This window comes from Candidatus Mycolicibacterium alkanivorans, from assembly GCF_022760805.1.
In the GTDB taxonomy this organism is placed as follows: Bacteria; Actinomycetota; Actinomycetes; order Mycobacteriales; family Mycobacteriaceae; genus Mycobacterium; species Mycobacterium alkanivorans.
On record NZ_JAIVFL010000001.1, the window covers coordinates 1,438,610 to 1,462,893 of the forward strand.

27 protein-coding genes, 1 tRNA gene and 2 pseudogenes are annotated in these 24,284 nt (G+C 67.8%); 17 read left to right on the top strand and 13 right to left on the bottom strand.

Annotated features, from left to right (window positions below; translation table 11 throughout):
* Positions 1-7: 7 nt before the first annotated feature.
* Entirely contained in the window at positions 8-163 is a 156-nt protein-coding gene (locus tag K9U37_RS07175; protein WP_243071111.1) for a hypothetical protein, read from the top strand.
* A 364-nt stretch (positions 164-527) separates the two neighbouring features.
* On the top strand, positions 528-1,166 hold the full coding sequence (gene mspA / locus K9U37_RS07180; RefSeq protein ID WP_243070720.1) for a porin MspA: 639 nt from the start codon (positions 528-530) through the stop codon (positions 1,164-1,166).
* A gap of 34 nt (positions 1,167-1,200) precedes the next feature.
* On the opposite strand, the gene mscL is transcribed toward mspA, so the two are convergent.
* The 4 genes from mscL to K9U37_RS07200 form a co-directional block, all read right to left on the bottom strand.
* A complete protein-coding gene (mscL, locus tag K9U37_RS07185; protein ID WP_243071112.1) occupies positions 1,201-1,644 on the bottom strand; it encodes a large-conductance mechanosensitive channel protein MscL in 444 nt (147 codons plus the stop codon).
* A gap of 149 nt (positions 1,645-1,793) precedes the next feature.
* On the bottom strand, positions 1,794-2,447 hold the full coding sequence (locus K9U37_RS07190; protein WP_243071113.1) for an SAF domain-containing protein: 654 nt from the start codon (positions 2,445-2,447) through the stop codon (positions 1,794-1,796).
* A gap of 64 nt (positions 2,448-2,511) precedes the next feature.
* The gene (locus K9U37_RS07195; protein ID WP_243071114.1) at positions 2,512-2,817 is read right to left on the bottom strand and encodes an FmdB family zinc ribbon protein; all 306 of its coding nucleotides are present in this window, start codon (positions 2,815-2,817) and stop codon (positions 2,512-2,514) included.
* A 170-nt stretch (positions 2,818-2,987) separates the two neighbouring features.
* Positions 2,988-3,635: a 5-formyltetrahydrofolate cyclo-ligase gene (locus K9U37_RS07200; RefSeq protein ID WP_243071115.1), complete on the bottom strand. Its 648-nt coding sequence runs from the start codon at positions 3,633-3,635 to the stop codon at positions 2,988-2,990.
* 24 nt (positions 3,636-3,659) lie between these two features.
* Here K9U37_RS07200 and K9U37_RS07205 point away from each other — a divergent pair, with 24 nt between their 5' ends.
* From K9U37_RS07205 to K9U37_RS07235, 7 genes are all read left to right on the top strand, one after another.
* The gene (locus K9U37_RS07205) at positions 3,660-4,580 is read left to right on the top strand and encodes a UTP--glucose-1-phosphate uridylyltransferase (RefSeq protein ID WP_243073264.1); all 921 of its coding nucleotides are present in this window, start codon (positions 3,660-3,662) and stop codon (positions 4,578-4,580) included.
* Positions 4,581-4,629: 49 nt separating this feature from the next.
* Positions 4,630-5,877, top strand: a complete 1,248-nt coding sequence (gene glp, locus K9U37_RS07210) for a molybdotransferase-like divisome protein Glp (protein ID WP_243071116.1) — start codon at positions 4,630-4,632, stop codon at positions 5,875-5,877.
* Between the two features lie 16 nt (positions 5,878-5,893).
* On the top strand, positions 5,894-6,547 hold the full coding sequence (locus K9U37_RS07215; RefSeq protein ID WP_243071117.1) for a GNAT family N-acetyltransferase: 654 nt from the start codon (positions 5,894-5,896) through the stop codon (positions 6,545-6,547).
* Positions 6,548-6,691: 144 nt separating this feature from the next.
* The gene (gene sepX, locus K9U37_RS07220) at positions 6,692-7,786 is read left to right on the top strand and encodes a divisome protein SepX/GlpR (protein ID WP_243071118.1); all 1,095 of its coding nucleotides are present in this window, start codon (positions 6,692-6,694) and stop codon (positions 7,784-7,786) included.
* A 47-nt stretch (positions 7,787-7,833) separates the two neighbouring features.
* Positions 7,834-7,909, top strand: a tRNA-Ala gene (locus tag K9U37_RS07225).
* A 255-nt stretch (positions 7,910-8,164) separates the two neighbouring features.
* On the top strand, positions 8,165-11,185 hold the full coding sequence (locus tag K9U37_RS07230; protein ID WP_243073265.1) for a DEAD/DEAH box helicase: 3,021 nt from the start codon (positions 8,165-8,167) through the stop codon (positions 11,183-11,185).
* Positions 11,175-11,999: an SWIM zinc finger family protein gene (locus K9U37_RS07235; RefSeq protein WP_252393947.1), complete on the top strand. Its 825-nt coding sequence runs from the start codon at positions 11,175-11,177 to the stop codon at positions 11,997-11,999. Before K9U37_RS07230 ends, K9U37_RS07235 begins: the two co-directional genes overlap by 11 nt.
* Positions 12,000-12,046: 47 nt before the next feature.
* Here the strand turns inward: K9U37_RS07235 and K9U37_RS07240 are convergent, their stop codons facing one another.
* From K9U37_RS07240 to K9U37_RS07250, 3 genes and pseudogenes are all read right to left on the bottom strand, one after another.
* Entirely contained in the window at positions 12,047-12,376 is a 330-nt protein-coding gene (locus K9U37_RS07240) for a type II toxin-antitoxin system PemK/MazF family toxin (RefSeq protein WP_243071120.1), read from the bottom strand.
* Positions 12,373-12,624: pseudogene (locus K9U37_RS07245) on the bottom strand (type II toxin-antitoxin system antitoxin MazE5); the annotation flags it as partial. The gene K9U37_RS07240 and the pseudogene K9U37_RS07245, both read right to left, overlap by 4 nt.
* A 58-nt stretch (positions 12,625-12,682) precedes the next feature.
* A complete protein-coding gene (locus K9U37_RS07250) occupies positions 12,683-13,354 on the bottom strand; it encodes a universal stress protein (protein ID WP_243071121.1) in 672 nt (223 codons plus the stop codon).
* A 248-nt stretch (positions 13,355-13,602) separates the two neighbouring features.
* On the opposite strand from K9U37_RS07250, the gene K9U37_RS07255 reads away from it, so the two are divergent.
* On the top strand, positions 13,603-14,229 hold the full coding sequence (locus K9U37_RS07255) for a class I SAM-dependent methyltransferase (RefSeq protein WP_243071122.1): 627 nt from the start codon (positions 13,603-13,605) through the stop codon (positions 14,227-14,229).
* Between the two features lie 123 nt (positions 14,230-14,352).
* Here K9U37_RS07255 and K9U37_RS20670 read toward each other — a convergent pair whose 3' ends face one another.
* Genes K9U37_RS20670 through K9U37_RS07265 form a run of 3 tightly spaced genes read right to left on the bottom strand, consistent with a single transcriptional unit; the run spans position 14,353 to position 15,270 of the window.
* Positions 14,353-14,484, bottom strand: a complete 132-nt coding sequence (locus K9U37_RS20670; protein ID WP_443627155.1) for a CDGP domain-containing protein — start codon at positions 14,482-14,484, stop codon at positions 14,353-14,355.
* Positions 14,463-14,678, bottom strand: coding sequence for a hypothetical protein (locus K9U37_RS20410; protein ID WP_372489414.1), 216 nt, complete (start codon positions 14,676-14,678; stop codon positions 14,463-14,465). The genes K9U37_RS20670 and K9U37_RS20410 overlap by 22 nt, the downstream gene beginning before the upstream one ends.
* A gap of 16 nt (positions 14,679-14,694) precedes the next feature.
* Complete coding sequence (locus K9U37_RS07265) at positions 14,695-15,270, bottom strand: hypothetical protein (protein ID WP_243071123.1); 576 nt, start codon at positions 15,268-15,270, stop codon at positions 14,695-14,697.
* Between the two features lie 265 nt (positions 15,271-15,535).
* Between K9U37_RS07265 and K9U37_RS07270 the strand changes: the two genes are divergently transcribed.
* The 5 genes and pseudogenes from K9U37_RS07270 (at position 15,536) to K9U37_RS07285 (ending at position 19,868) form a co-directional block, all read left to right on the top strand.
* Complete coding sequence (locus K9U37_RS07270) at positions 15,536-17,764, top strand: MMPL family transporter (protein WP_243071124.1); 2,229 nt, start codon at positions 15,536-15,538, stop codon at positions 17,762-17,764.
* Positions 17,765-18,017: 253 nt separating this feature from the next.
* A complete protein-coding gene (gene pat, locus K9U37_RS07275; RefSeq protein WP_243073266.1) occupies positions 18,018-18,974 on the top strand; it encodes an acetyltransferase Pat in 957 nt (318 codons plus the stop codon).
* Between the two features lie 2 nt (positions 18,975-18,976).
* Positions 18,977-19,082 (top strand): annotated as a pseudogene (locus tag K9U37_RS20415) (shikimate 5-dehydrogenase); the annotation flags it as partial.
* A gap of 49 nt (positions 19,083-19,131) precedes the next feature.
* Positions 19,132-19,470: a hypothetical protein gene (locus K9U37_RS07280; RefSeq protein WP_243071125.1), complete on the top strand. Its 339-nt coding sequence runs from the start codon at positions 19,132-19,134 to the stop codon at positions 19,468-19,470.
* 35 nt (positions 19,471-19,505) lie between these two features.
* Entirely contained in the window at positions 19,506-19,868 is a 363-nt protein-coding gene (locus K9U37_RS07285) for a heme-binding protein (RefSeq protein WP_243073267.1), read from the top strand.
* Here K9U37_RS07285 and K9U37_RS07290 read toward each other — a convergent pair.
* The 3 genes from K9U37_RS07290 to K9U37_RS07300 form a co-directional block, all read right to left on the bottom strand.
* Positions 19,859-20,767 (bottom strand): hypothetical protein, encoded by a 909-nt coding sequence (locus K9U37_RS07290; RefSeq protein WP_243071126.1) that lies wholly within the window; start codon positions 20,765-20,767, stop codon positions 19,859-19,861. The genes K9U37_RS07285 and K9U37_RS07290 overlap by 10 nt on opposite strands.
* A gap of 147 nt (positions 20,768-20,914) precedes the next feature.
* Positions 20,915-21,601: an envelope biogenesis lipoprotein LpqN gene (lpqN, locus tag K9U37_RS07295; protein WP_243071127.1), complete on the bottom strand. Its 687-nt coding sequence runs from the start codon at positions 21,599-21,601 to the stop codon at positions 20,915-20,917.
* A gap of 308 nt (positions 21,602-21,909) precedes the next feature.
* Positions 21,910-22,878, bottom strand: a complete 969-nt coding sequence (locus K9U37_RS07300) for a bile salt hydrolase (RefSeq protein ID WP_243071128.1) — start codon at positions 22,876-22,878, stop codon at positions 21,910-21,912.
* A gap of 62 nt (positions 22,879-22,940) precedes the next feature.
* Here K9U37_RS07300 and K9U37_RS07305 point away from each other — a divergent pair, with 62 nt between their 5' ends.
* Complete coding sequence (locus tag K9U37_RS07305; RefSeq protein ID WP_243071129.1) at positions 22,941-23,600, top strand: DUF5642 family protein; 660 nt, start codon at positions 22,941-22,943, stop codon at positions 23,598-23,600.
* A gap of 28 nt (positions 23,601-23,628) precedes the next feature.
* Positions 23,629-24,282, top strand: coding sequence for a DUF5642 family protein (locus K9U37_RS07310; RefSeq protein ID WP_243071130.1), 654 nt, complete (start codon positions 23,629-23,631; stop codon positions 24,280-24,282).
* The last annotated feature ends 2 nt before the right edge of the window (positions 24,283-24,284 follow it).

A 24,284-nucleotide genomic window follows, 5' to 3' on the forward strand; every position in this document is an offset into this window, starting at 1 on the left:
GCCTGTGATGAGTACCGCGCGCCACGATCGCCACGCAGTTAACAAGATCTTCGGCACCGAGCTGCCGCAGGAGTCTTCTGACGAACGGGACCCGAATGCCGGCCACGAAGACTCGGAACGCGACGAGTGGCTGCGCGATAACGTTCCCCCGCATCATCGTTGAGGAACTTGCAGGTGGTGACCGGCTACGCGGCCGGGCAACTCGCGATACTCGGGAGTGGTTTCGGTTGGCGGTGGGGCCGTGTTCGGAATCCGGTAGCCCTGCGTTCAGTTCCCAGCAAACTTTCCCCGGCTATGATCAGTTCGGATCAGCGCGACGGTACGCGTTGCCGCCTCGATGCCGTGCCGTTATGTTCCTCGTGTCAACGATGAGCGAAGCGTAAGAGCGATGAGCGAAGCGTGAGAGCAGAGTGTGAGGACGCTCATTTGTCTGCCTGACGCGGTGTGCGGTGCCCGCATGTTGGGGCCCCGGCACGAACCACAAATCGGTGAGCCCCCGGGTCACCGTCGACACAGCTAGGGAGAACATGAAGGTCATCGGTCGAGTGCTGGTGGCGTTGGTCGCGGCCGTGGCGGCGTTGTTCGCCGGGGCAGGTACCTCGCATGCAGGTTTGGACAATCAGCTGAGTCTGGTTGACGGCGGTGGCCGTACGATGACGGTTCAGCAGTGGGACACCTTCCTCGACGGTGTGTTCCCGCTGGACCGCAACCGGCTGACCCGCGAGTGGTTCCACTCCGGCAAGGCCGTCTACAGCGTGGTCGGCCCGGGTGCCGACGACTTCGCGGGGACCTTGGAGCTGGGCTACCAGGTCGGCTTCCCGTGGTCGCTGGGTGTGGGCATCAACTTCAGCTACACCACCCCCAACATTCTGCTCGACGACGCCAGCATCTCCCCGGGCAACTTCAATCCGCTGGGCTCGGTCATCACCCCGAACCTGTTCCCGGGTGTGTCGATCAGCGCGGATCTGGGCAATGGCCCCGGTATCCAGGAGGTCGCCACCTTCTCCGTCGACGTTTCGGGCCCCAACGGCTCGGTGGCGGTGGCCAACGCCCACGGCACCGTCACCGGTGCGGCCGGCGGTGTGCTGCTGCGCCCCTTCGCCCGGCTGATCTCCAAGGCCGGTGACTCCGTCACCACCTACGGCGAACCCTGGAACATGAACTGAGAGACTCCCCGAGGACGTCACAAAGTGTCTGCGCTCAGTCTTTGTCTGCGCTGGCGTGCTTGGCGGTGTCGGTACCGGGGCCGGTGACCTTCTTCGGCGTTCCATTCGGCTCGGCGAGCAGGTCGCGGATCTCGGTCAGCAGGCTCAGTTCGGTATCGTCGGCCTGCTCGACCTCACCCTTCTTGCGCAGCCGGTTGTAGGGGACGACAACAAGGAAGTACACCACCGCCGCCACCAGGATGAAATTGATGAACGCCGACAGCACGACGTTGAGATCGATCGTCTGCCCGCCGCCGATGTCAATCTGGAGGATTCCGTACTCGGTGTTCTGGTCGGCCCCGATGCGGTTGATCAGGGGCTGCAGGATGCTGTCGGTGAACTTGGTGACCAGCGCGGTGAACGCCGTGCCGATGACCACGGCAACGGACAGGTCGATGATGTTGCCGCGGGAGAGAAACTCCTTGAAGCCCTTCAACACGAGATCTTCACCTTTCTTGTTCGGGTTCTCTTTACTGGAGAACTCGAAGCGTAACGAGTGTGCTGCGCCGTCGACTGATAGTTTTGCGAAGGACCGGTGACATCGGACGGAAGGACTGCGACGCCGGTGCCGACCCCGCCCGGGTGGCCCTAGTGGATCGTCAGTGTGACGGTCTGGACCAGCGTGGCCCCGGCCAGGGCGTTGGCGGCCGCTGCGGGCAGGGCGACGAGGACCACGCGGTCGTCGCCGGCGCCTGCTGACTTCGCTTTCGCCGAGACCAGCACCACGATCACGTTGGCGGCTACCACGCGAGGTTCGGCATCGGTGTCGGCCGACACCGCGCCCAGGACGTCGACAACGTCACCCGGCCGGATCAGGTCCAACACCGCGGCATCGGCCAGGTGCAACGGGACCACCCGGGCGTCCGGGCCCGCCGCGAGACCGGCCAGCCGCGACCCCAGCACGCGGGCGTCGGTGATGATCTCACCGCGACGCGTCGGACCGGCAAGCGTCGCGCCCAACGCCGGTTCGACAGCGCGCAGGGCCCCGTCGGGAACGGTTGGGGCGGAACGCTTTTCGACTGCCACGTCATCAGGCGTCAGGGTCACGCCGGGACTCAGGTCGCGGGTGGCGATCACCACCTCGGCGCGGGAGTCGGCCGGGTCGGGCCGCAGTGCGGCGATGCCGGCGAGTACGACCAGGCCACCGGCTGCGATGCGTCGGGCCATCAACGTGCGGGCGAAATCCGGGCGCAGGGCGCGCGAAACCCGGCTCAGCAGAGTCGGATTGAGCGATTTACCCATGCCGCCACAGTAGAAGGACGGCCGGCATCCGGGCTTCGCTACGAAACCCGCCTGTTGATAAGTGCTAGCTGGAGGCTGCGGCGGCAGGTGCCGAGGTGCTCGAGCCCGACGTCGAGGAGCTGGACGAGCTGGAGGACTTCTCCGAGCTCGACGACGACGTCGAGGACTCCGACTTGCTCGAACTCTTCGAGGACTCGCGGCTGTCGGTGCGGTAGAAGCCGCTGCCCTTGAACACCACTCCCACGGAGTTGAACAGCTTGCGCAGCCGACCGGAGCATTCGGGGCAGGAGGTCAGCGTGTCATCAGTGAACGCCTGCACAGCATCGAAGCGGTTGTCGCACTCGGTGCAGGCGTAGCTGTATGTCGGCACATGAACCTCCGGGAGAAAACAAACTTGTTAGCACTCTACCGTTTCAAGTGCCAGAACCGCTATGTGGTGGGTATCATTCCCTGAACGCCGTGAACTGGGGGAGGGCCGCGGTGAAGTGCCGTAAATGCGGCCCGAGAGGGCCTGGGTGGGTGCATCGTAAGCCGGTGGCCTCACCGCACGACGCCGAGCGCTACCAATCCGCGTCCCGGGGTCAGCGCGTGCGTCATTCGGACGTCATGCGGTTCACTCGGCAGTTCGTCGAGCACCTCGTTGTCGCGGACCACCGCAATCAGGCGCGTCCCCGGAGCGCACAGACACAGCGAGCGGTCGTAGTAACCGCCGCCGCGGCCCAGTCGCACCCCGCGGCGGTCAACGGCGAGCGCCGGCACCAGCAGCGCCGCGGCCTGGGCCACGGCCTGCGGCTCGAGCAACGGTCCGGCGGGTTCCCACAGGCCGAACCGCCCACGGACCAGGGCGCCGGGGACGTACTCGCCCCACCGCAGCGGCAGCGCCTCTCCGCCGGCACCGGTCCGGCTGACCGGCAGCAACACCCGCGCGCCCTGCTCGCGCAGTCGGTCCACCAGCGCGGGCGAGCCCGGCTCGGCCCCGACGGGCACGTAAGCGCACACCACCTCGCCGGCGCCGGCGACCGCGGGCAGGTGGTCGCAGAGCGCCCGCGCCTCGGCCGCCCGGTCGGCCTCGGACACCGCACGTCGGGCCGCCAGCAGAGCGGCCCGCAGCTGGGTCTTGGTTCCGGCGAGCACGCCGTCCACCATGTCAGCGAGCGCCTCGATTGCGCCAGAGTGAAGGGCCGTCATGTTGCGGTTAGGGTGTGAAAAATGATGACGTCGGTCGGGGTTCCATTTCCGTGCACGGCGATCGTGCCTGCGGCCGGTCTGGGGACGCGATTCCTGCCGGCAACCAAGACGGTTCCCAAGGAATTGCTGCCCGTGGTCGACACCCCGGGTATCGAACTGGTCGCCGCTGAGGCCGCCGAGGCCGGTGCGGAACGGCTGGTCATCGTCACCTCTGCGGGCAAGGACGGGGTGGTCGCCCACTTCGTCGAGGACCTCGTCTTGGAGGGGACACTGGAGGCCCGCGGCAAGAAGGCGATGCTGGCCAAGGTGCGGCGCGCCCCGGCGTTGATCAAGGTCGAGTCGGTGGTGCAGGCCGAGCCACTGGGCCTGGGCCATGCGGTCAGCTGCGTGGAGCCGGTGCTCTCGCCTGACGAGGATGCCGTCTCGGTGTTGTTGCCGGACGACCTGGTGCTGCCCAGCGGGGTGCTGGAGACGATGGCCAAGGTGCGAGCCAAGCGGGGCGGCACGGTGCTGTGTGCGATCGAGGTCTCGCCCGAGGAGGTCAGCTCCTACGGTGTGTTCGACGTCGAGACGGTGCCGGATGCGACCAACCCGAACGTGCTGCGGGTCAAGGGCATGGTGGAGAAGCCCAAGGCCGAGGACGCGCCGTCGTTGTATGCCGCGGCCGGGCGCTACATCTTGGATCGGGTGATCTTCGATGCGCTGCGCCGGGTCGAGCGCGGCGTGGGTGGTGAGATTCAGCTGACCGACGCGATCGAGTTGCTGATCGAGGACGGCCACCCGGTGCACGTGGTGGTCCATCGCGGGTCTCGACACGACTTGGGAAATCCCGGCGGCTACCTGAAGGCTGCGGTTGACTTTGCCTTGGATCGTGACGACTATGGCCCGGACTTGCGGCGATGGTTGGTAGCGCGACTGGGCCTGGCCGAGAAGACCGAACAGTAGAGGCTGCGGCGGGCCCGCCTGACCGGGGCTCGAGGCAGAAAGGCGCGCTGTGCGTTCGGTAGAGGAACAGCAGGCCAAGGTGGCCGCGGCTGCGGTGGCACCGCGTCCCGTTCGGGTCGCGATCGCCGAGGCGCAGGGGCTGATGTGCGCCGAGGAAGTCATCACCGAGCATCCCCTGCCGGGCTTCGATCAGGCCGCGATCGACGGCTATGCGGTGCGCAGTGTGGACGTTCTCGGAGTCGGTGGTGAGGACGAGGACGGCGGCGGCGACATCAGTCTGCCCGTGATGGGCGTCATCGAGGCCGGCACGCGCACCCCGAGCCGGCTGCAACCCAAACAGGCCGCCCGCGTGCAGACCGGTGCGCCGATGCCCACACTGGCCGATGCGGTACTGCCGATGCGGTGGACCGATGGCGGCCAGACCAGGGTCCGCGTGTTGCGCGGAGTCCGCTCGGGCGCCTACGTACGCCGCGCGGGTGACGACGTGCAGCCCGGTGACGTCGCGGTGCGCGCCGGGGCGATCATCGGCGCCGCGCAGGTCGGACTGCTGGCCGCGGTGGGACGCGAACGCGTGCTGGTGCACCCCCGGCCCCGGGTGACCGTCATGAGTGTCGGCGGCGAGCTGGTGGACATCAGCCGCACCCCGGGCAACGGTCAGGTGTACGACGTCAACTCCTACGCGCTGGCTGCCGCGGCGCGCGACGCGGGCGCCGAGGTCAACCGGATCGGGATCGTCAGCACCGAGCCCAAGGAACTGCGCGAGGTGGTCGAGGGCCAGCTGGGCCGCGCTGAGGTGGTGGTCATCGCCGGCGCGGTCGGCGGGGCGGCCGCCGAGGGCGTGCGCAACGTCCTGTCCGAACTCGGCGAGATGGAGGTCTCGCGGATCGCGATGCATCCGGGCTCGGTGCAGGGGTTCGGCCAGCTCGGCCGTGACTTGGTGCCGACGTTCCTGCTGCCGGCCAATCCGGTCAGCGCGCTGGTGGTGTTCGAGGTCATGGTTCGCCCGTTGATCCGGCTGTCGCTCGGCAAGCGGCAACCGATGCGGCGTGTCGTGCGGGCGCGCGCGCTGTCGCCGATCGTTTCGGTGGCGGGTCGCAAGGGTTTCCTGCGGGGCCAGCTGATGCGCTACCAGGACACCGGCGAGTATCTGGTGCAGGCGCTCGGTGGCGCGCCGGGGGCGTCGCATCTGTTGGCGACGTTGGCCGAAGCCAACTGCCTGGTGGTGGTGCCCACCGAGGTCGATCAGGTGCGCACCGGCGAGATGGTCGACGTCGCCTTCCTGGCTCAGCGCGGCTGAACCCGGAACCGGCACTGTGAACCTCTGGCGCAACAGTTCTCTTCATCCGGGCTGGCCGACCCCAATCGGTCCGTTGCGGGTGGCCGCCGGTGTCATCCGGTTGCGGCCGATCCGGATGCGCGATGCCACACAGTGGAGTCGCATCCGGCTCGCCGACCAGCCACACCTGGAACCCTGGGAACCGACAGCTGAGGTGGATTGGACTGTGCGCCATGCCATTTCATCATGGCCGCCGGTGTGTTCGGGATTGCGTGCCGAAGCCCGCAAGGGTCGCATGCTGCCCTATGTCATCGAACTGGACGGCCAATTTTGCGGTCAGCTGACCATCGGCAACGTCACGCATGGCGCGCTGCGCTCGGCCTGGATCGGCTACTGGGTGTCCACCGCGGTCACCGGCGCGGGGGTGGCCACCGGGGCGCTGGCGCTCGGGCTCGACCACTGCTTCGGGCCGGTGACACTGCACCGCGTCGAGGCGACCGTGCGTCCCGAGAACGCGGCCAGCCGCGCGGTACTGGCCAAGGTGGGCTTCCGGGAGGAGGGCCTGCTGAAGCGGTATCTCGACGTCGACGGGGCGTGGCGCGATCACCTGCTGGTGGCCATGACGATCGAGGAGATCGAGGGCTCGGTGGCGTCCCGTTTGGTGCAGCGCGGGTTGGCGCACTGGTCCTGACTCCCCCGCCATCTGTTACTAATGTGACTTTTGTGGCTGTTGGTGCTTGTCAACCGCTAATTACAAGTGTGTAATTGTCTCCGGCGCGCCGTCGCGGGTTGCGTAGGTCGCGGACCTAGCCTGGACGGGAAAGGAGCAGGCACCATGCCAAGCATCCCCCAGTCATTGCTCTGGATCTCACTTGTGGTGCTCTGGTTGTTCGTGTTGGTCCCCATGCTCATCAGCAAGCGCGACGCCGTGCGCCGGACGAGTGACGTCGCCCTGGCCACCCGGGTGCTCAACGGCGGCGACAAGTCGCGGCTGCTCAAGCGCAAGGGCCGCCCGGCAGCCGGACACCGGCACGATCCCGACTGGCAGCGCGAAGAAGACGAGTTCGACGATCTTGACTCCGACGACGAGGTGGCGCCCGTGCGCACCCGCGCTGTCGTCGTCGTGGCGGCGGTCGCCGAGGAGATCATCGAGGAGCCCGACTACCTCGATGTCGACGTGGTCGACGAGGATTCCGGTGCGCTTCCGGTAGGCGGCGGCGCGACGAGGTCCGCCGTTGTCCAGCCCAGCCTGTTCGACGATGTCGTAATCCCGGTGGTCGAGGCTGAGCCCGTCGAGGCCGTCGGTGCTGTTGCGGCCGACGCGTCCGAGGACATCGACGAAGAAGAGACCATCGCAGAGGGCGATTCCACCGATCAGTTCCAGACGATCGCCGACGACGAGCAGCCGCAGGACGGTACCGCCGACGAGTACGAATATGTCGAGGACACTTCGGGTTTGGAGGCCGAGGAGGAGTCGCCGATGGCTGTGACGCCGGGCGCGGGCCGCTCGCGACGCCTGGAATCGTCGACGGCCGCGGCCGTGACCGCGCGCAAGTACCGCTTCCGCAAGCGGATGCTGATGGGCATGTCGGCGGTCATGATCCTGACGGCCGTGCTGGCCTTCACCCTGAGCGCGGACCTGTGGTGGGCCTGCGTCAGCAGCGCCGTGGTGACCATCCTGTACCTGGCATATCTTCGCCGGCAGACCCGCATCGAGGAGCGAGTGCGTCGACGCCGTCAGCAGCGGAGGGCGCGCTCGCGGCTCGGGGTGGAAAACACCGAGGACCGCGAGTTCGATGTGGTGCCGTCCCGGCTGCGCCGGCCGGGGGCCGCCGTCCTGGAGATCGACGACGAGGACCCCATCTTCGAGCACCTCGACGAGGTGCCGTTCGCGCGGCAATACGACCTGCCTCGGGCCGCCGGCCAGTAGGCCGTTTCAGCTGGCGGGCGTCGTGCTGGTAGCCTGCTAGCGACCAAGGGGCTATGGCGCAGTTGGTAGCGCGACTCGTTCGCATCGAGTAGGTCGGGAGTTCGATTCTCCCTAGCTCCACCAGGTATTCCGCAAGCTGACCGTTCTGGTGCTGTGATTGCACCGCGGTCGTGATCGGCGCTTCTGGCGTAGTCCCGACTGCAGTCTCGCCGGCGGAGGCCTGGCATGACTGCTGGCGTCATCGTTCTGCATCGATGACACCATCTGCCCCACCCGTCACGACCTCGGTGAACTGCCGTAGCGGTGTCCGCGTGGCGCCGCGGCAGGCTTTCCTTCGTTCGATACCCTGGCCCGCATCCGACGAAAGAGACAATGTCCATGTTGGTCTTGCACGGGTTCTGGTCCGCCTCGAATGGGTTGTGCCTGTGGGCCGAGGATTCCACGCTGACGGTGACGAGCTCCAGCGACGCGTTGCGTTCGGCGCGCCCACATCCGTTCGCCGCGCCCGCTGACGCGATCGCCGCGATCCACGCCGGCAAGCCGGCCGCCGCGGTTCTGTTGCTGCCGTCGTTGCGGAAGTCGCCGCTGGACTCACCGGAGCTGTTCCGGGTCACGCCGCGCCCGGCACCAAGATCCGAAGCCGTCCTGCTGTCTTGGACGGTTCCGGTGATGTCGCTGCCCGCCGCGTCGGCGCTGACCGCGCTGGACGAGCCTGCCGCCGACGTGCGCTACGGCGCTTCCGTGGCGTATCTCGCCGACCTGGCGCTCTTCGCGCGGGAGCTGGTGGAGCGCGGCCGGGTCCTGCCCGCGCTCTCCTGCGATGAACACGGGCCGGCCGCGATCTGGCGTCCGGTGGTTCAGGGTCCCGACATCGTGACCCTGAACTCGCTGATCGCCGCGATGCCACCGGTGTGCCGGGCCGAGCCGGAGACCCAGGACGGCCATGAGCTGGCCACTTCGGCGTTGAATGCATTCGTCGATGCGGCGGTGCGGTCGCGGTTGCCGGCCGGGATCGACTTGCTGCCGCCCCGGCGCGGCCGCCGCCCGAAACACGTTCCAGCCGAAGAAGCCTGGCTGGCCGCGCTGACCGCTCCGGATGGGCGGTTCGATTCGGACCCAGGCGAACTCGACGAGCTGGCCGAGGCGTTGCAGCCGTGGGACGCGATCGGTGCCGACGAGCCAGGCCCGGCCAGGGCGATGTTCCGGCTCACCGACACCGAGGGGCCGCACGGCCAACAGCCCGCCTGGCGGTTGGAGTTCCTGCTGCAATCTATGGCCGACCCCAGCCTGTTGGTGCCGGCGGAGCAGACCTGGGACGAAGACGGCAGCCTGCGCCGATGGCTGGACCGGCCCCAGGAACTCCTGCTCGGCGAGTTGGGCCGCGCCGTCCGGATCTACCCCGAACTGGCGCCCGCCCTGCGCACCGCACGTCCCTCCGAAATTCTCCTGGACACCGACGGCGCCTACCACTTCCTGTCCACCGCAGCGCCCCTGCTCGACGAGGCGGGGTTCGGTGTTCTGCTGCCGGCATGGTGGGACCGGCGGCGCAGGCTCGGCATCGCCGTCTCGGCGCACACGCCGGTCGATGGGATAGTCCGCGGCACAAGCAGATTCGGCCGCGATCAGCTGATCGATTTCCAGTGGAAACTCGCGGTCGGCGACGACACCCTGACCGACGACGAGATCGCCGCGCTCGCCGAGACCAAGGCCCCGCTGATCCGGCTGCGCGGCCAGTGGGTGGCAGTCGACCCTGAGCAGCTACGTCGCGGGGTGGAGTTCCTGGCGCGCAATCCCACCGGCCAAGCGACCACGGCCGAGATCCTCGCGCTGGCCGCCAGCCATCCCGCCGACACCGACACTCCGCTGGAAGTCACCGCTGTGCGCGCCGACGGCTGGCTCGGCGACCTGCTCAGCGGGGCGGCAGCCCAGTCGTTGCGGCCGCTGGCACCCCCGCCGGAGTTCGCCGCGGTGCTGCGTCCCTACCAGCAGCGCGGGCTGTCCTGGCTGGCCTTCCTATCCTCGCTGGGGCTGGGCAGCTGCCTGGCCGACGATATGGGGCTGGGCAAGACCGTGCAGTTGCTTGCCCTGGAGTCCGCGCAACGTCACGACGAACCCGGTACCGGGCCCACACTGCTGCTGTGCCCGATGTCGTTGGTCGGCAACTGGCAACGGGAAGCCGCGAAATTCGCACCGGCACTGCGGGTTTATGCCCACCATGGCACGGCTCGGCTGCGCGGTGACGCGCTGCGCGAGCATCTTGCCGACATCGACGTCGTGGTCACCACCTACGCCACCGCGACCCGCGATATCGACGAGCTCGCCGCATTCCGGTGGAACCGCGTGGTGCTCGATGAGGCGCAGGCGGTCAAGAACAGCCTGTCCCGCGGGGCCAAGGCGGTGCGGCGATTGGAGGCGGCGCACCGGGTGGCGCTCACCGGAACCCCGGTCGAAAACCGGCTCGCCGAGCTGTGGTCCATCATGGACTTCCTCAACCCCGGCCTGCTCGGCTCGTCGGAGGTCTTCCGCACCAGGTTTGCGATCCCGGTCGAGAAGTACGGCCAGACCGAGCCGGCCGAGCGGCTGCGCAAGATCACCCGCCCCTACGTCCTGCGCCGGCTCAAGACCGACCCGACGATCATCGACGATCTGCCGGAGAAGATCGAGATCAAGCAGTACTGCCAGCTCACCGCCGAACAGGCATCGCTGTATCAATCCATCGTCGACGAGATGATGGAGAAGATCGAGAACACCGAGGGCATCGAGCGGCGCGGCAACGTGCTCGCCGCGATGGCCAAGCTCAAACAGGTTTGCAACCATCCCGCGCAACTGCTGCACGACCGTTCGCCGGTCGGTGCGCGATCGGGTAAAGTCATCCGGCTCGAGGAGATCCTGGAGGAGATCCTCGCCGAGGGCGACCGGGTGCTGTGCTTCACCCAATTCACCGAATTCGCCCAGATGCTCGTGCCGCACCTGGCCGCACGGTTCGGGCAGGACGTGGCCTACCTGCACGGCGGCACCCCGAAGAATCGGCGCGACCAGATGGTGGCGCGCTTCCAATCCGGTGATGGGCCATCGATCTTCCTACTGTCGCTGAAGGCCGGTGGCACCGGGCTCAATCTCACCGCGGCCAATCACGTTGTCCACCTCGACCGCTGGTGGAACCCGGCGGTGGAGAACCAAGCCACCGATCGCGCGTTCCGCATCGGCCAGAAGCGAAAGGTCCAGGTGCGCAAGTTCATCTGCACCGGCACGCTCGAAGAGAAAATCGACGACATGATCGAGAAAAAGAAGGCGCTGGCCGATCTTGTGGTCGGTGACGGGGAAGGCTGGCTGACAGAGTTGTCCACCGGCGATCTGCGCAAGCTGTTCGCCCTGTCCGAGGGGGCCGTTGGTGAGTGACTGGTTCCCGCCGCCGTCGCGGCCCCGCTCGGTCGACGGCGGCCTCAAAGCCCGCAGCATCCGCGGCGAAATCGCCCAGACCTGGTGGTCCAAGCGGTTCATCGAGGTGCTCGAAGGCATCGGAATGGGCAGCCGGCTTGAACGCGGGCGCAGTTATGCCCGCAAGGGGCAGGTGATCTCGATGGATGTGGGTCCGGGGTTGGTCACCGCACGAGTGCAGGGCAGCCGGGTGCGCCCCTATCGGGTGCGCATCGGCATCGGTGCCTTCGACAAGAGCGAGTGGGCGCAGGTAGAGGGTGCGTTGGCCGAAAACGCTTGGTATGCCGCCGCTTTACTCGCCGGAGAGATGCCAGAGGATATCGAAGAAGTCTTCGCCGGGCTGGGGCTTCCGCTGTTCCCGGCGACCCCTCGGGAGCTGTCGCTGGACTGCTCCTGCCCGGATGCCGCGGTGCCGTGCAAGCACCTTGCCGCGACGTTCTACCTGTTGGCCGAGTCGTTTGACGGTGATCCGTTCGCCATCCTCGCCTGGCGTGGACGCGAGCGTGAGGATCTGCTGGCGAATCTGCAGGCGGCCCGGTCGCAGGGTCGCCCGGCTGCCGATCGTGCCGAGCCGCCGGGGCGGCCGCTCACCGATTGTCTTGATTCCTATTTCATTCGGCAGGCCGACCTCCCATCGCCAGGCCCGCGGGCGACGTTGTCGACGGCATTGCTCGATCAGCTTCCCGATGTCACTGTCGGGGTGCGCGGCCGGCCGCTGGTCGAGATCCTGCGGCCCGCGTATGCCGCGCTGGGCGAAGGCGGAGGTGACCGGTAATCGGCCCGTTCGACGGCCCGCCGCCGCCGTCCCGGCGAGTTCCAACGTCACCCAGAGCAGTCGACCGCGACTTCGAGAGCCGTGCAGATGGCGCGCATCCGCGTCTCGGCAAGTCGGCCCAGCCGATTCACCAACACCCCGACCGAGACACTTTCGACAGAGTCCAGATTCACCGCGGAGCGGCGCGGGATCGGGTCGGAATCCGGTTCGAGGACGACCTCGCTGGCCAGCCCCCGGATGGTTGTCGTGCACGGTGCGACGAGTGTCCGTTTGAGCCGAGGGATCGCCGCGTCGCGCGAGAGCACAACGACTGGGCGTCGGCCGATCCCGGCCATTTCACACCACCACACCTCTCCGCGTGCCGGAAGTGCGCTCACGAGGCGCCGGCCATCCGGCGCCAGGACGCCAGGTCGCCCCACTCGTCGGGCTCGTCAAGCGGGTGCTCGTCGTAGCCCGCATAGCTCGCGTCGATCTCGGCCGATCGGTGCCGAGCAAGTAATGCCCCGAGGGCCTCATCGATGAGAGCAGCGTCAGTGATTCCTGCCCGCACGCCGCGTGCACTGCTCAACAGCCCGGCGTCGACAGTGGTACTCAGGCGTATGCGATTCATGCCACTAGCATGCCACGGTCACGCCAGAAACGGTTCAGGTGCTTTCGAGCCGGATCCAGCTCGCCAACTCTCGCTACCGCACCACCAGCACCGGGCATTCGGCGTGATGGATCAGGTTCTGGCTGACCGAGCCGAGGATCGAGTCGGCGAGGCTCCCGCGGCCATGGCTGCCGACGACCACAAGCTGGGCCTCCCGGGACAGGTCGGTGAGCCCCTTTGCCGGGCTGACGTCCTGAAAGACCTGGCTCACATGGGCGTTTCGGTACTTGCGGGCGAACGGTTCGACCAACTCGTCCATCCGCTGACGCTGCTGGGACTGCAACAGATCGAGCAGCTGCCAGTCCATGTACCCCTGGCTGTAGCCGAGGCCGACCGCGGCGCCGATCTCCCACATGTGCACTACCGTCAGCGGTGCATGCAGCATCGTGGCGATGTCGAACGCTTCGGCGACTGCGCGGGTCGACCCGTCCGACTCATCGACGCCCACGACGACGGGCAGCGGCTTGCCGGTCCGCTTGGCGACCGGTTGTCGCCAGACCACGACGGGACAGTGCGCCCGATGCGCGATCCTGACGGCGTGCCCGCCCAGCGCGCGATGATCCGTCGCACCGCTGCCCACCACCAGAAGCCGCGCGGATTGCGAGGCGTCGCTCAAGGCTGTCGCGACCGCGCCTTTGACGGCCGCCGTGCGGATCGCAAGGTCGGGATGCGCCGACCGCACGGCCGCCGCCGCAGCGGCGAGCACCCGGTCGCCGTCAGCGCTCCGGTCGCCGTCAGCGCTCCGGTCGGCTTCAGCGGGTGGGTCGGCACTGGCGAAATGCCAGTCCAGCTTTGGGCCGCGTGCAGGAGCGTCAGCGGAACCGCGTGTCTGGCGGCGAACTCGGCGGCCCAGTGGGCCGCACCATGGCCAAGCGGCCGGGACCAACGGCTCTATGACAGTCAACCGGGCAGGGGCAACCTTGAACGATGCGTGACGCTGGGAGGGGTACGTCGATGACGGACATGCAGACGCGGGCGGCCCACTGGGACGAGCGCTACCGCACGGTGGGCGCGGACCGAGTCAGTTGGTTCGAGCCAGAGCCACACCAGTCCCTGGCTCTTCTGCAGATGGTGGGTGCAGGTCCATCGTCGTCGGTGATCGACATCGGGGGAGGAGCCTCACCTCTGGCCGGGTGTCTCGTCGAGCAGGGCTACCGCGACGTCTCGGTCCTCGATATCTCCCAGGAGGCGCTTGACGCCGCGCAGGCGCGCCTGCATCGGCCTGGCGCCGTCACTTGGATCAAGGCCGATCTGCTCGAATGGGTCCCGGACCGGCGCTGGCAGGTCTGGCATGACAGGGCCGTCTTCCATTTCCTCACCGAAGAACGGGATCGAGCCGCCTACCGACTACTGCTGCATCGGGCGCTCGAACCCGGTGGGGCAGCGATCATCTCGACCTTTGGCGAAGCCGGTCCGACGTCATGCTCGGGGCTGCCGGTCGCGCGCTACAGCCCGATCCGGCTCATCGCCGAGATCGGGCCAGGTTTCACACCGGTCGGTTCCGGTGGCTTCGACCATGTCACCCCGACCGGGCTGACGCAGAAGTTCACCTGGGTGGCGCTTCGTGCCGACCTACCGTAGCGCGAGCGGACCTTCCTCCATGAAAACGCTTGTTGCTGAACGGAAGTCACACACTCCATGGGCCGGTCACGGATTCGGCGGCGGCTACACCATGTCGCAACTCCAGCAGCCGATGCCGAGCACCTACACCGACGTGCAACGCTGGAAACTGCCGTCTGGCTGGACGGGCCCATCGCATGCTCCTTGGCCGACATCCGCACCAGCCCGCAACTGGCCCGCCGCCATCAACCCTGCTATCCGCTTGTTGCCCGACATGTTCCCCACGGACAACTCCGCCAGCGCTCGACGAGGTCGGGCGCGGTGGCGAACGAGGGATGCAGCAGCTTGACCGCGACGGGGCGCTCCAGACGGCTGTCCCAGCCAACGTGCACCTCGCCCATTCCGCCGCGGCCTATGACGCCACGCAACGCGTAGCGGCCGCAGAGCACGCCTGGTCCGAGCACAGCCATGCCAGGGGGTGTACCCCTAGCGGCTGCTGCCACCCACCTCGGCGGGCAGTGGCGGTGGCAACGGGGTGGTCGAGGTCGGAGTCGTCGACGTCGGTGCCGACGACGTCGACGGCGCGGCCGTGCCGGACGTGGTGGTGGTGGTGGTGGTCGTCGTTGTCGTCACGGTCGACCCCCCAGGCGATTTCGGGGCCTGTGACCCGTGGAAATCGACCCACGACTCGGAGCGGATCGTGTTCCGGCCGGAACTCACCGTCAGTGCGCGGGAGTTCACCGTGTAGGTGATGCCGTCGTTCTCGGCGACGAAGGAGCCGCTGCCGGACGGGGTGGCCGTCAGGATCAGCTTGGCGCCGTCACGGACCCGGACACCCCGGTACTCGTACCCGCCGGAGGACGACGGGCAGATGGCCACCCGTGAGGTGTCGGTGCTGCCGAAGAGCACGGCGGTGCCGGCGCAGCGCGCCGTCGAGTCGACGTAGCCCTGCGAATCGAAGGCCGGCGCGGCAGCTGCCGAGGGCAGCCCGAAGGCGAGCAGCGCCGAACCTGCCGCCACTGTTGCCACTTGGCCGGTGCGGATCCAAAGACGGGACGTCACTTGATCCACGACACCACGGCGGGCCTGGGGATGCGAGTGTCGATGCCAGAACAGCGCGAGATCGTTAGGGATCCGAAACCCGCCGCCTGACCCGCTGAATCGCGCGAACGGTGTTCTGCCCGGCACCTTCGGCTCCGGCACCACCTCCGTAGGGCGCTGCGACAGCGTCCTACGAGGTTGCCCGGGGCGCGCACGCAGCAATGAACCGGTCACCTGCCGTGCACGTATCTCCAGAGGACGGTGCTGAGGACCGAAGGACGAAACATTGCTGCGAGGGATCGCCCGGCTAGCCATCACGGCGCCACGGCGAGTGATCGTCGTCGCGGCGCTCGTCATGGTGGCCATCGGCATCTTCGGGGTCCCGGTCGCCAAGAGCCTGTCGCCGAGTGGCTTCCAGGATCCGACCTCGGAGTCCGCGCGCGCAGCCAAGCTGCTGACCGAGAAGCTCGGCCAAGGTGACGTCCAGCTGCTCGTCGTCGTCACCGCCCCCGACCGTTTCGACAGTCCGCAAGCACGTGCGGCCGCCCTAGACGCCATCGACAAGCTGCAGCGCTCGGGTCACGTCGCCACCGTCACCTCGGCGTGGACATCGCCGCCCCGGGCGGCTGCCGGCCTGGTCAGCCGCGATCAGAAGTCGGGTCTGATCGTCGCCGGGATCGTCGGCGAGGAAGGCAAGCGGCAGAGCTACACCGAGTCGCTGGCCGAGCAGATCGGCCGCGACAGCGACGGGATCGTGATCCGCTCGGGCGGTACCGCGACGGTCGAACTGCAGATCACCGAAACGTCCCAGCACGACCTGCTGCTGATGGAGTCGATCGTCGTTCCGGTGAGCTTTGTGGTGCTGGTCTGGGTGTTCGGCGGTCTTTTCGCCGCCGCGCCGCCGATCGCCGTCGGCGTCATGGCGATCCTCGGATCGCTCGCCGTGCTGCGGGTGACCACGTTCTTCACCGACGTCTCGATCTTCGCGCTGAACCTCACCACCGCGATGGGCCTGGCCCTGGCGATCGACTACACCCTGCTGATGATCAGCCGCTACCGCGACGAACTCGCGACGGGTGCCGCCCGGGAGGAGGCGCTGATCGCGACCATGGCCTCCGCCGGGCGCACCGTGCTGTTCTCGGCGACCACCGTCGCGCTGTCCATGGCGGTGATGGTGCTGTTCCCGATGCACTTCTTGCAGTCCTTCGCCTATGCCGGGGTGGCCACCGTGGCCTTTGCCGCGCTGTCGGCGATCGTGGTGACGCCCGCGGCGATCATGGCGCTCGGCGACCGCATCGATTCACTCGACGTCCGCCGCATGCTGAGCCGCCCGGAGCCTGCGGTCAAGTCGGTGGATCAGCAATTCTGGTATCGCTCAACGAAATTCGTGATGAAGCGAGCCGTGCCGATCGGTCTGATCGGGGTGGCGGTACTGGCGGTCCTTGGTGCGCCGTTCTTCGGTGTGCGGCCCGGTTTCCCCGACGAACGGGTGCTGCCGAAGTCGGCCTCGGCGCATCAGGTGGGTGATCAGCTGCGCCGCGACTTCTCGACCAACTTCGAGACCGCGGTGCCGGTCGTCATCCCCGATTCCGACGGACTGTCCGACGGGGAGATCTCCCGTTACGCCGCCGACCTCTCCCGGGTTCCCGATGTGTCGGCGGTGTCGGCTCCCGCCGGCACCTTCGTCGGTGGAAACCTGGTCGGACCTCCGTCCTTGTCGACCGGCCAGGCATCGGGCAGCACTCTGCTGACCGTCGACAGCGCGGCCCCGCTGTTCTCCGACCGCTCCGAACATCAACTCGAGATGCTGCACGCCATCGCCGCCCCCGGCGGGCGCACGGTCGAGTTCACCGGGACCGCCCAGATCAACCGCGACAGCGTGCACGCGATCACTTCCCGGCTGCCCCTGGTGCTCGGACTGATCGCCGCGATCATGCTGGTGCTGCTTTTCCTGCTGACCGGCAGCGTGGTGCTGCCCGTCAAGGCACTGCTGCTCAACATGCTCTCGCTGTCCGCCGCATTCGGCGCGATGGTGTGGATATTCCAGGACGGCAACCTCGGCGCCCTCGGGACGACGCCCACCGGCACGCTGGTGGCCAACATGCCGGTTCTGCTGTTCTGCATCGCGTTCGGGCTGTCGATGGACTACGAGGTGTTCCTGGTGTCCCGCATCCGCGAGTTCTGGCTGGCGTCCCCGCAGACCGCCGCCGACAACGACGAGAGCGTGGCACTCGGGGTGGCCCACACCGGACGGGTGATCACCGCGGCGGCATTGATCATGGCCATCTCCTTCGCCGCGCTGATCGCCGCCCACGTGTCGTTCATGCGGATGTTCGGGCTCGGACTGACTCTGGCGGTGCTGGCCGACGCCACCCTGGTGCGCCTCATCCTGGTACCGGCATTCATGCACGTGATGGGCAAATGGAACTGGTGGGCGCCGAAACCCCTGGTCAGGGTGCATCGGCGAGTTCCCCGCACTGGGCGATCGGGTGCACGGTCACCCGCGCGATCGTGACCGGGCGGCAGGCCCACTGCGGCAACGGGTTTCAGCGCTGAACGCGGGCGCCTGGCGGCGGTCGCTGTGCCGACGGTCACGTTCCGGTGGGAAAGTGCACTCAGGCCTAAGCGGCGCGGGTGTTTCCCGCCCATCGGTAACCTCGGTGGCAATGGACCGGCGCATGGCGGCTGAGGATGGCGATCGCGGCCTGGCCTCGGCACTGGGGGCGACGCCCGAGGTGGTTGCGCTGCGTGCCGATGCGCTGGCCGAGATGGACGTCTTCACGGGCTGTTCGGCCGAGGAATTGCTGCCGCTGGCCGAGCTGTTGCGGCCGCTGCGGGCTGCGGCCGGGCAGGTGCTGATGCGCCAGGGCGAGCGGGCGGCGTCCTTCCTAGTGATCCAGTCCGGCCGGGCCGAGGTACGCCACGTCGGCGACGACGGTGTGGTGATCCTCGACGGGGTCAGCGCGGGAGCGATCGTCGGCGAGATCGCGTTGTTGCGCGACAAACCTCGCACGGCGACGGTCACCACGACCGAACCCCTGGTCGGGTACATCGGCGACGAAGCGGCCTTCACGACGATGGCCGAGTTGCCGGGGATCACCGAGCGGATGGTCCGGACCGCCCGCCAGCGGCTGGCCGCGTTCGTCACCCCGATCCCGGTGGTGCTCAAGGACGGTACCGAGCTGACCCTGCGCCCGGTGCTGCCCGGGGACAGCGAACGAACCTCGCATGGGCCCGTCGAGTTCTCCACCGAAACGCTGTACCGGCGGTTCATGTCGACGCGTGCGCCCAGCCTGGCGCTGATGAACTACCTGTTCCAGGTCGACTACGTGGACCACTTCGTGTGGGTGCTGGTCGACGGGGCGAACGGCCCGGTGGTGGCCGACGTGCGGTTCGTCCGGGACGAGAGTGACCCCTCGGAGGCCGAGATCGCGTTCATCGTCGGCGACGCCTACCAGGGCCGGGGGATCGGCAACTTCCTGATGGATGCGCTGATCATCGCAGCGCACGTCGGTGGGGTGAAGCGGTTCTCGGCGCGGGTGCTCACCGATAACCTGCCGATGCGCGCCATTCTGGATCGCTTCGGCGCGCATTGGGAACGCGACGAGCCCGGTGTGGTCACCACCGTGTTCGATGTTCCGAAATTGGATGCCCTGAAGATCGATCCGGGGCTGGCGCTACAGATTCGCGACTCGGCTCGCCAGGTGATCCAGGCGGTCAGCTGAAGGTGGGCAACCCGGCGCTGGACGAGGACACCCGGCTGCGCATCTCGCCGGCGGGCCCGGCCGAGTAACGTCGGCACCCGATTCCACAACTACCTCTACGAGCGACTCAGGGGCTCGTATCGCCGCGAAGTCAGCCGGACGGATGTTGAATAGAGACGTGCAGAAACGTCAGCTCTACCTGGTACCAGCGTTCGCGGTGGCCGCAACCGTGGTGGGAATGGGCGTCGCGTCGCCGGCCGCCGCAGACTGCAATTACAGCGGCGGATCAACCCTGTGTTCCAGCGGCACGGTCCGGGGCGGGTCCGCGCCACCGCAGGCCACCTTCGACCCGTACCCCTGTTACGGAGATCCGACCTGCGACTACTACGACAACTGGGACCCGAACATCTACCTGGACCTTCCTGGCATCGGTGGCGGCAGACCGGGCGTCGGCGGCGGCCCCATCATCCCGGGCGGCAGACCCGGCGGTGGCGGCGGTAGACCCGGTCGAGGCTAGCCATGACGCTCATCGCCTACTTGAAGGAGTCCGCCATGTTGGTTAATTCCCGTCTGGCCCGCCGCATGGTTGTCGGTGCGCTCGGTGCGGGCGCGGTCGCGGGTGCGCTTGCGGCGGCCCCGTCGGCGCTGGCCGATCCCGCTCCCAATTGCTCCGCCGCGGATCGGGCCGGCATCACAGCCGGAGTGCAAGCCGCTACGTCGGCCTATCTGTTCACCCATCCGGACGTCAATGACTTCATGACCAGTCTGGCGGGCCGCCCGGTGGATCAGGTCCCGACCGATGTGCAGAACTTTCTGGACGCCAACCCGCAAACCAAGGCCGAACTCCAAGGCATCCGCCAGCCGCTGGCTGACATGCGCGAGCGCTGTGGCGCTCCGCTGCTGGATCAGCCCTGACCGACCGCATTCACCACGACGATCGGCTTGCGCACCCGTTCCGTCATGTGGCCGGTGGACCCGGCGCAGAACAACTCGGCGCGGATGAACCACGACATCGACGAGTGCACGGCAGCCGCCGTCGGCGCCGCGTCTTCGGGTAGGACGAGATCGAACGGCACCACGGTCGGAACGCCTGCCCGCAACCGAATCCCCTGGCCCAGCTTGACAATCGGGCCGTCCACCGGAGCCGTCGTGCAGGGATTACCGGTCAGCGGATGCGACTCGCGATGGCGCTGCCACGACACCCCCAGGTCCCCGTCCGGAACATCGGTGGTCGGCGTCAGCGTGATCTGCCCGCGCACCACCTGGCCCGCCGCGTACACCGGTGACGGCAGCGTGATCTCGATTACCGTCTCACCCGAACCGTCATAGCGCTCCATCGGTTCGTCACCGGCATCGGCGTCCTCGGGTCGTACCACCACGGTGAAATCCCCGCGAGCCTCCACATCCGGTCCCTCGCGGTCCACCGTCAGCCGGCACGACCACCGCGCGATCTCCCGCGAGGACGCCGGAGCCCACGACGGAACCTTGAAATCGTAAGAGCCGCCGGTCAGCTCGCCGGTGGCGATCGGCAGGTCGACGGCGGTTACGCTCACCCACTCCTCGGTGTCGCGGTCGCCCCCGTAGTTCGTGCCGACCTCGCCGAGCAGCCACAGGTCGTCGTTGAGCTGCGCGGCGGCCGAATCGGCGTGCCCGGCCCAGCGATGGCGAAAGAAGTTGGTGTAGCCCCAGTCCAGCCTCGCCGACCTGACCCGGTCGACAGAGCCGGTGACCGTGGCCGTGACGGTCTGGCGGAGTACGGCAAGCGGCGGCGACACAGCCAGGTCGACCGGGGCCGAGCGACGGAACAGACCCATTACTTCCTCTGGCTCGCCGCGTAGACTTCGGGCCGGCTCGTTGGGATAGGGCGATTGTGCAAGGTCACGGTGCGCCTCCTCCGAGTTGACCCGGAACTGGGTGCGGCTGCCGGGGCGCGAAGTCGGCACCGGCAGCCGTGAGGGCGATCAGGGGGTGATCGTCGTCTTCTCGTCGATGACGTTGGTGGCGTCCATCAGGACGTTCTTCTGCCCGTCGAGGGCGTCGGCGTTCATCTGCAGGACGTAGAGGCCATCGGAGCCCGGGATCACGACGGTCTTCTGCGCGATGATGCGCTTCTTGCCGTCCTTCACGTACGTGCCGCCGAGCTGGACGGCATCGAAGCCGCTCAGCGTGCTCTTGTTGTCGTCACCAAGCGGCTCGTACTGCGGCAGGTTCTTCAACTCGCCCGGTGCGAACTCCAGGATCTTGGCCGGGTCGACGTTCCCCGTCAGCCTGGAGACCAGCGTGATGATGCTCGGCGGATCGGATGGAGCCTCGGGCTTGTCGTACACGATCGCCCCGAAGGCCCACTCGGGAGTCTGCTGACCGGCGTCCGACCAGTCGGGCGGGAATGGCAGGTCGATATTCGGTGACCCCGGATCGCCCCGGTGCACCGCGGCCTCCTGAATGTTGTTCTCTTTCAGGTAGTCCTGGATCGTCTTGTTCGGTCCGGCGGCCTGGGTGGGGCTCGACGACGTGGTTGTCTTCGTCGACGTCGAGGTCGAGGTGGAGGTCGACGTTTTGGTCTCGGTCTTGGAGCCGCAGCCAACCAGCGCGACACTGACCGAGATAGCGGCCAGACCCGCCGTCGCAACCGCCGTCATTTTCTTCATCGGACGAGTGTCTCCTTGTTCGTGTGGCCGACCGCACAATCAGCGACCGAATTCGATTGAGGAGCTTAGTGCTCCGAGTGCCCGATAACCGCAGATTGTCCGGATTTTCCGGGAATGGATATGGCTAATGTGTGGTCGTTTGCCCCGCGTGCCGGCACAGCCGCCCGCCGTGGCGGTATGCCGGACGCGGATGGTCGCAAAGCGGGACCGGGGCGAAACCGCAAAGTCCGCTTCCCTTTTCGCTGGCGCCCCACCCCGCTGTGGTGTTCGTTCGCGGCGCTGTCCACCGACATCTGGCGCCTGAATCGCTAGAACGCCAACGTCACCGGAGCGAACCGGTCGGTGACATCACCAACCAGCGAATCGTCGTACGGGTCGACGCTCACCGGCCCGGTCGCCTCGTCGAGGTGGAGCCGGTCGAACTCGGCCCAGATGATGCTGGGGCTGGTGGTCAACTCGAAGAAGTACATCCGGTTCGTCAGGTCGGTGACGGTGCGGTATTCGGTGTTGTACACGCCGAATTCGGCGTAGGGGGCGCCGAACGGGACCGACACGTTGCGCATGATCGCCATGACACTCGCGATCGCCTGGCGCTCGGTAGTCGGCTTGGGTAGCAGCGCCGAATAGTAGGCGGCACGCTGGAACCGGTCGACGGCGTTGACGTTCCCGGGCAGCGGAATCTCCCGGCTGGGATGCGAAAAATCTTGCGCGGCAAGCGACTTCAGCTGCTCGTCGTAGGTGGGATCGTTGGTCATCAGGGTGTACTGCATGCCGTGGTGCACCACCGCGCGTCCGTCGGCGAACTCGATGATCGCCGAGTCGCCGCCGACGTCCTCGAGGGCCACGTGGATATTCGCGTCGCGCCCGCGAACGCGGATCTTCAACAGCTCGACGTCCTCCATCAACGCCAGTGCCTCGGCCACCGTGGCGGCCTGGTCCAGCAGGTACTGCAACCACAGCCCGGCCTGGACCGCGGGCCTGGAGTCGTCCCGGGCGCCGTAGTCGGTGGCCTCCAGGTACAGGCCGTGGCCGGCCAGGCCTGCCTCGTTGAGGCCGTCCACGGTGCCCACGCCGTAGATCGTCGTGACCAGGCTGGCGTAGCGGCTCGTCCACCGCAGCGGGTTCGGGTCGTCGACCGGCCCGGCGGGGCTGATCCCGTTGCGCTCCCGGCCGCGGGGGAAACCGACGATCAACGGTTGCGTCGACTCCGGCCAGTCCATGGTCCGGCCGGTGAGGACCGCAAGATCGTTGGTGTTCCACAACACGCGAGTGCACATGCCGATCAGGCTAGCCCGCGAGGCTCGCCCACCGCGGAATCAAACAGTGGTATCAAGGCCACGTGCGGCGGTTCGCGCTCTGCCTGGGGATGGTCCTGTGCGCGGCTGCCTGCGGGTCGCCCCCGCCCCCGGCGACATCACCGACGTCGAGCACCTTGGCGGCGCCGCAGGCGGTGAATACGGCCAACATCAAGCGAATTCGCCCGGACCTGCCGTCCGGTTACGAGATCGCCGATGTGGTCGGACCGGTCAGTGCCGCCGGGACGTGGGGTTTCGGACTCGGCTGGACCGCCGATCCCGCGCAGTGCGCGGCACTGGCCGACCCGGCGCCGGCCGATGCGGGGGCACGCGGATATTCGGCCTCCGGCCAGGGCGGCACCGTGTACGTGGTCGTCGCAGCGACGCGGGTTGCCCCGGATGCCGGCCTCATCGCGCAATGCGCCCAGTGGTCCATGGCGTTCACCCACACCACCGGTGCGGTGGCCACGGTGGACCCGCCGCGCATCGACGGCGCCCAGACCGTCGCGCTGAGGGTGACCACCCGGACCGTCGTCGAATCCGGCCGCGAGACCGACGGACAGGCCTCCACAGCACAGGCCTACCTCGATGGCCACGTCGTGTTCGTCACGCTCGTCACCGACCCGGGGTCGCCCTACCCGCCGCTGAACTCGCATTACATCACCGATCTGCTGACCGAAGCGGTGACCGCACTGCGCGGCTGACCGCCCGGTGGTGGGTACATTGGCGACGATGTCGAACCCGAGAATCGCGGCGGCCCTGGCGTGCGCCGGCGTGCTGGCCGCCTGCGGATCGCAGGCATCGCAGAGCGCCGACATCGCCAGGGTGACGGGCCTGAAGGCGAGCTTCGGGCCGGAGTACAAGGTCACCGAGGTGGCCAGGACCGGTATCGACCCCAACCTGCTGACGGGCCAGAAGCTGCCCGAGGGGCTGAAGTTCGACCCGGCCGGGTGCGCGACGTTCGCCACCGGCCAGCTGGTGCCGCCCGGCACCAAAGGGAACATGGCCGCGGTTTCCGCAGAGGGCCAGGGCACCCGATTCATCGTGATCGCCGTCGAGACCAACGAGGCGGTGCCGGTGACCGATCCGGGGCCCGACTGCAAGAAGGTCACCTTCGGCGGCGGCGCGGTGCGCGGCGCGGTCGAGTCGGTCGACGCCCCGAAGATCGAGGGCGCGCAGACCCTCGGTGTGCACCGGGTCCTGCAGACCGTGATCAACGGAGCGCCCCGCACCGGCGAGGTGTACAACTACTCCGCCCACTTCGGCGACTATCAGGTGATCGTCACCGCCAACCCGTTGGTCGTGCCCGACAAGCCGGTGGTGCCGGTGAACACCCAACGCGCGGCCGAACTTCTGGTCGCCGGGGTCAACGCCATCCGCAGCTGAGC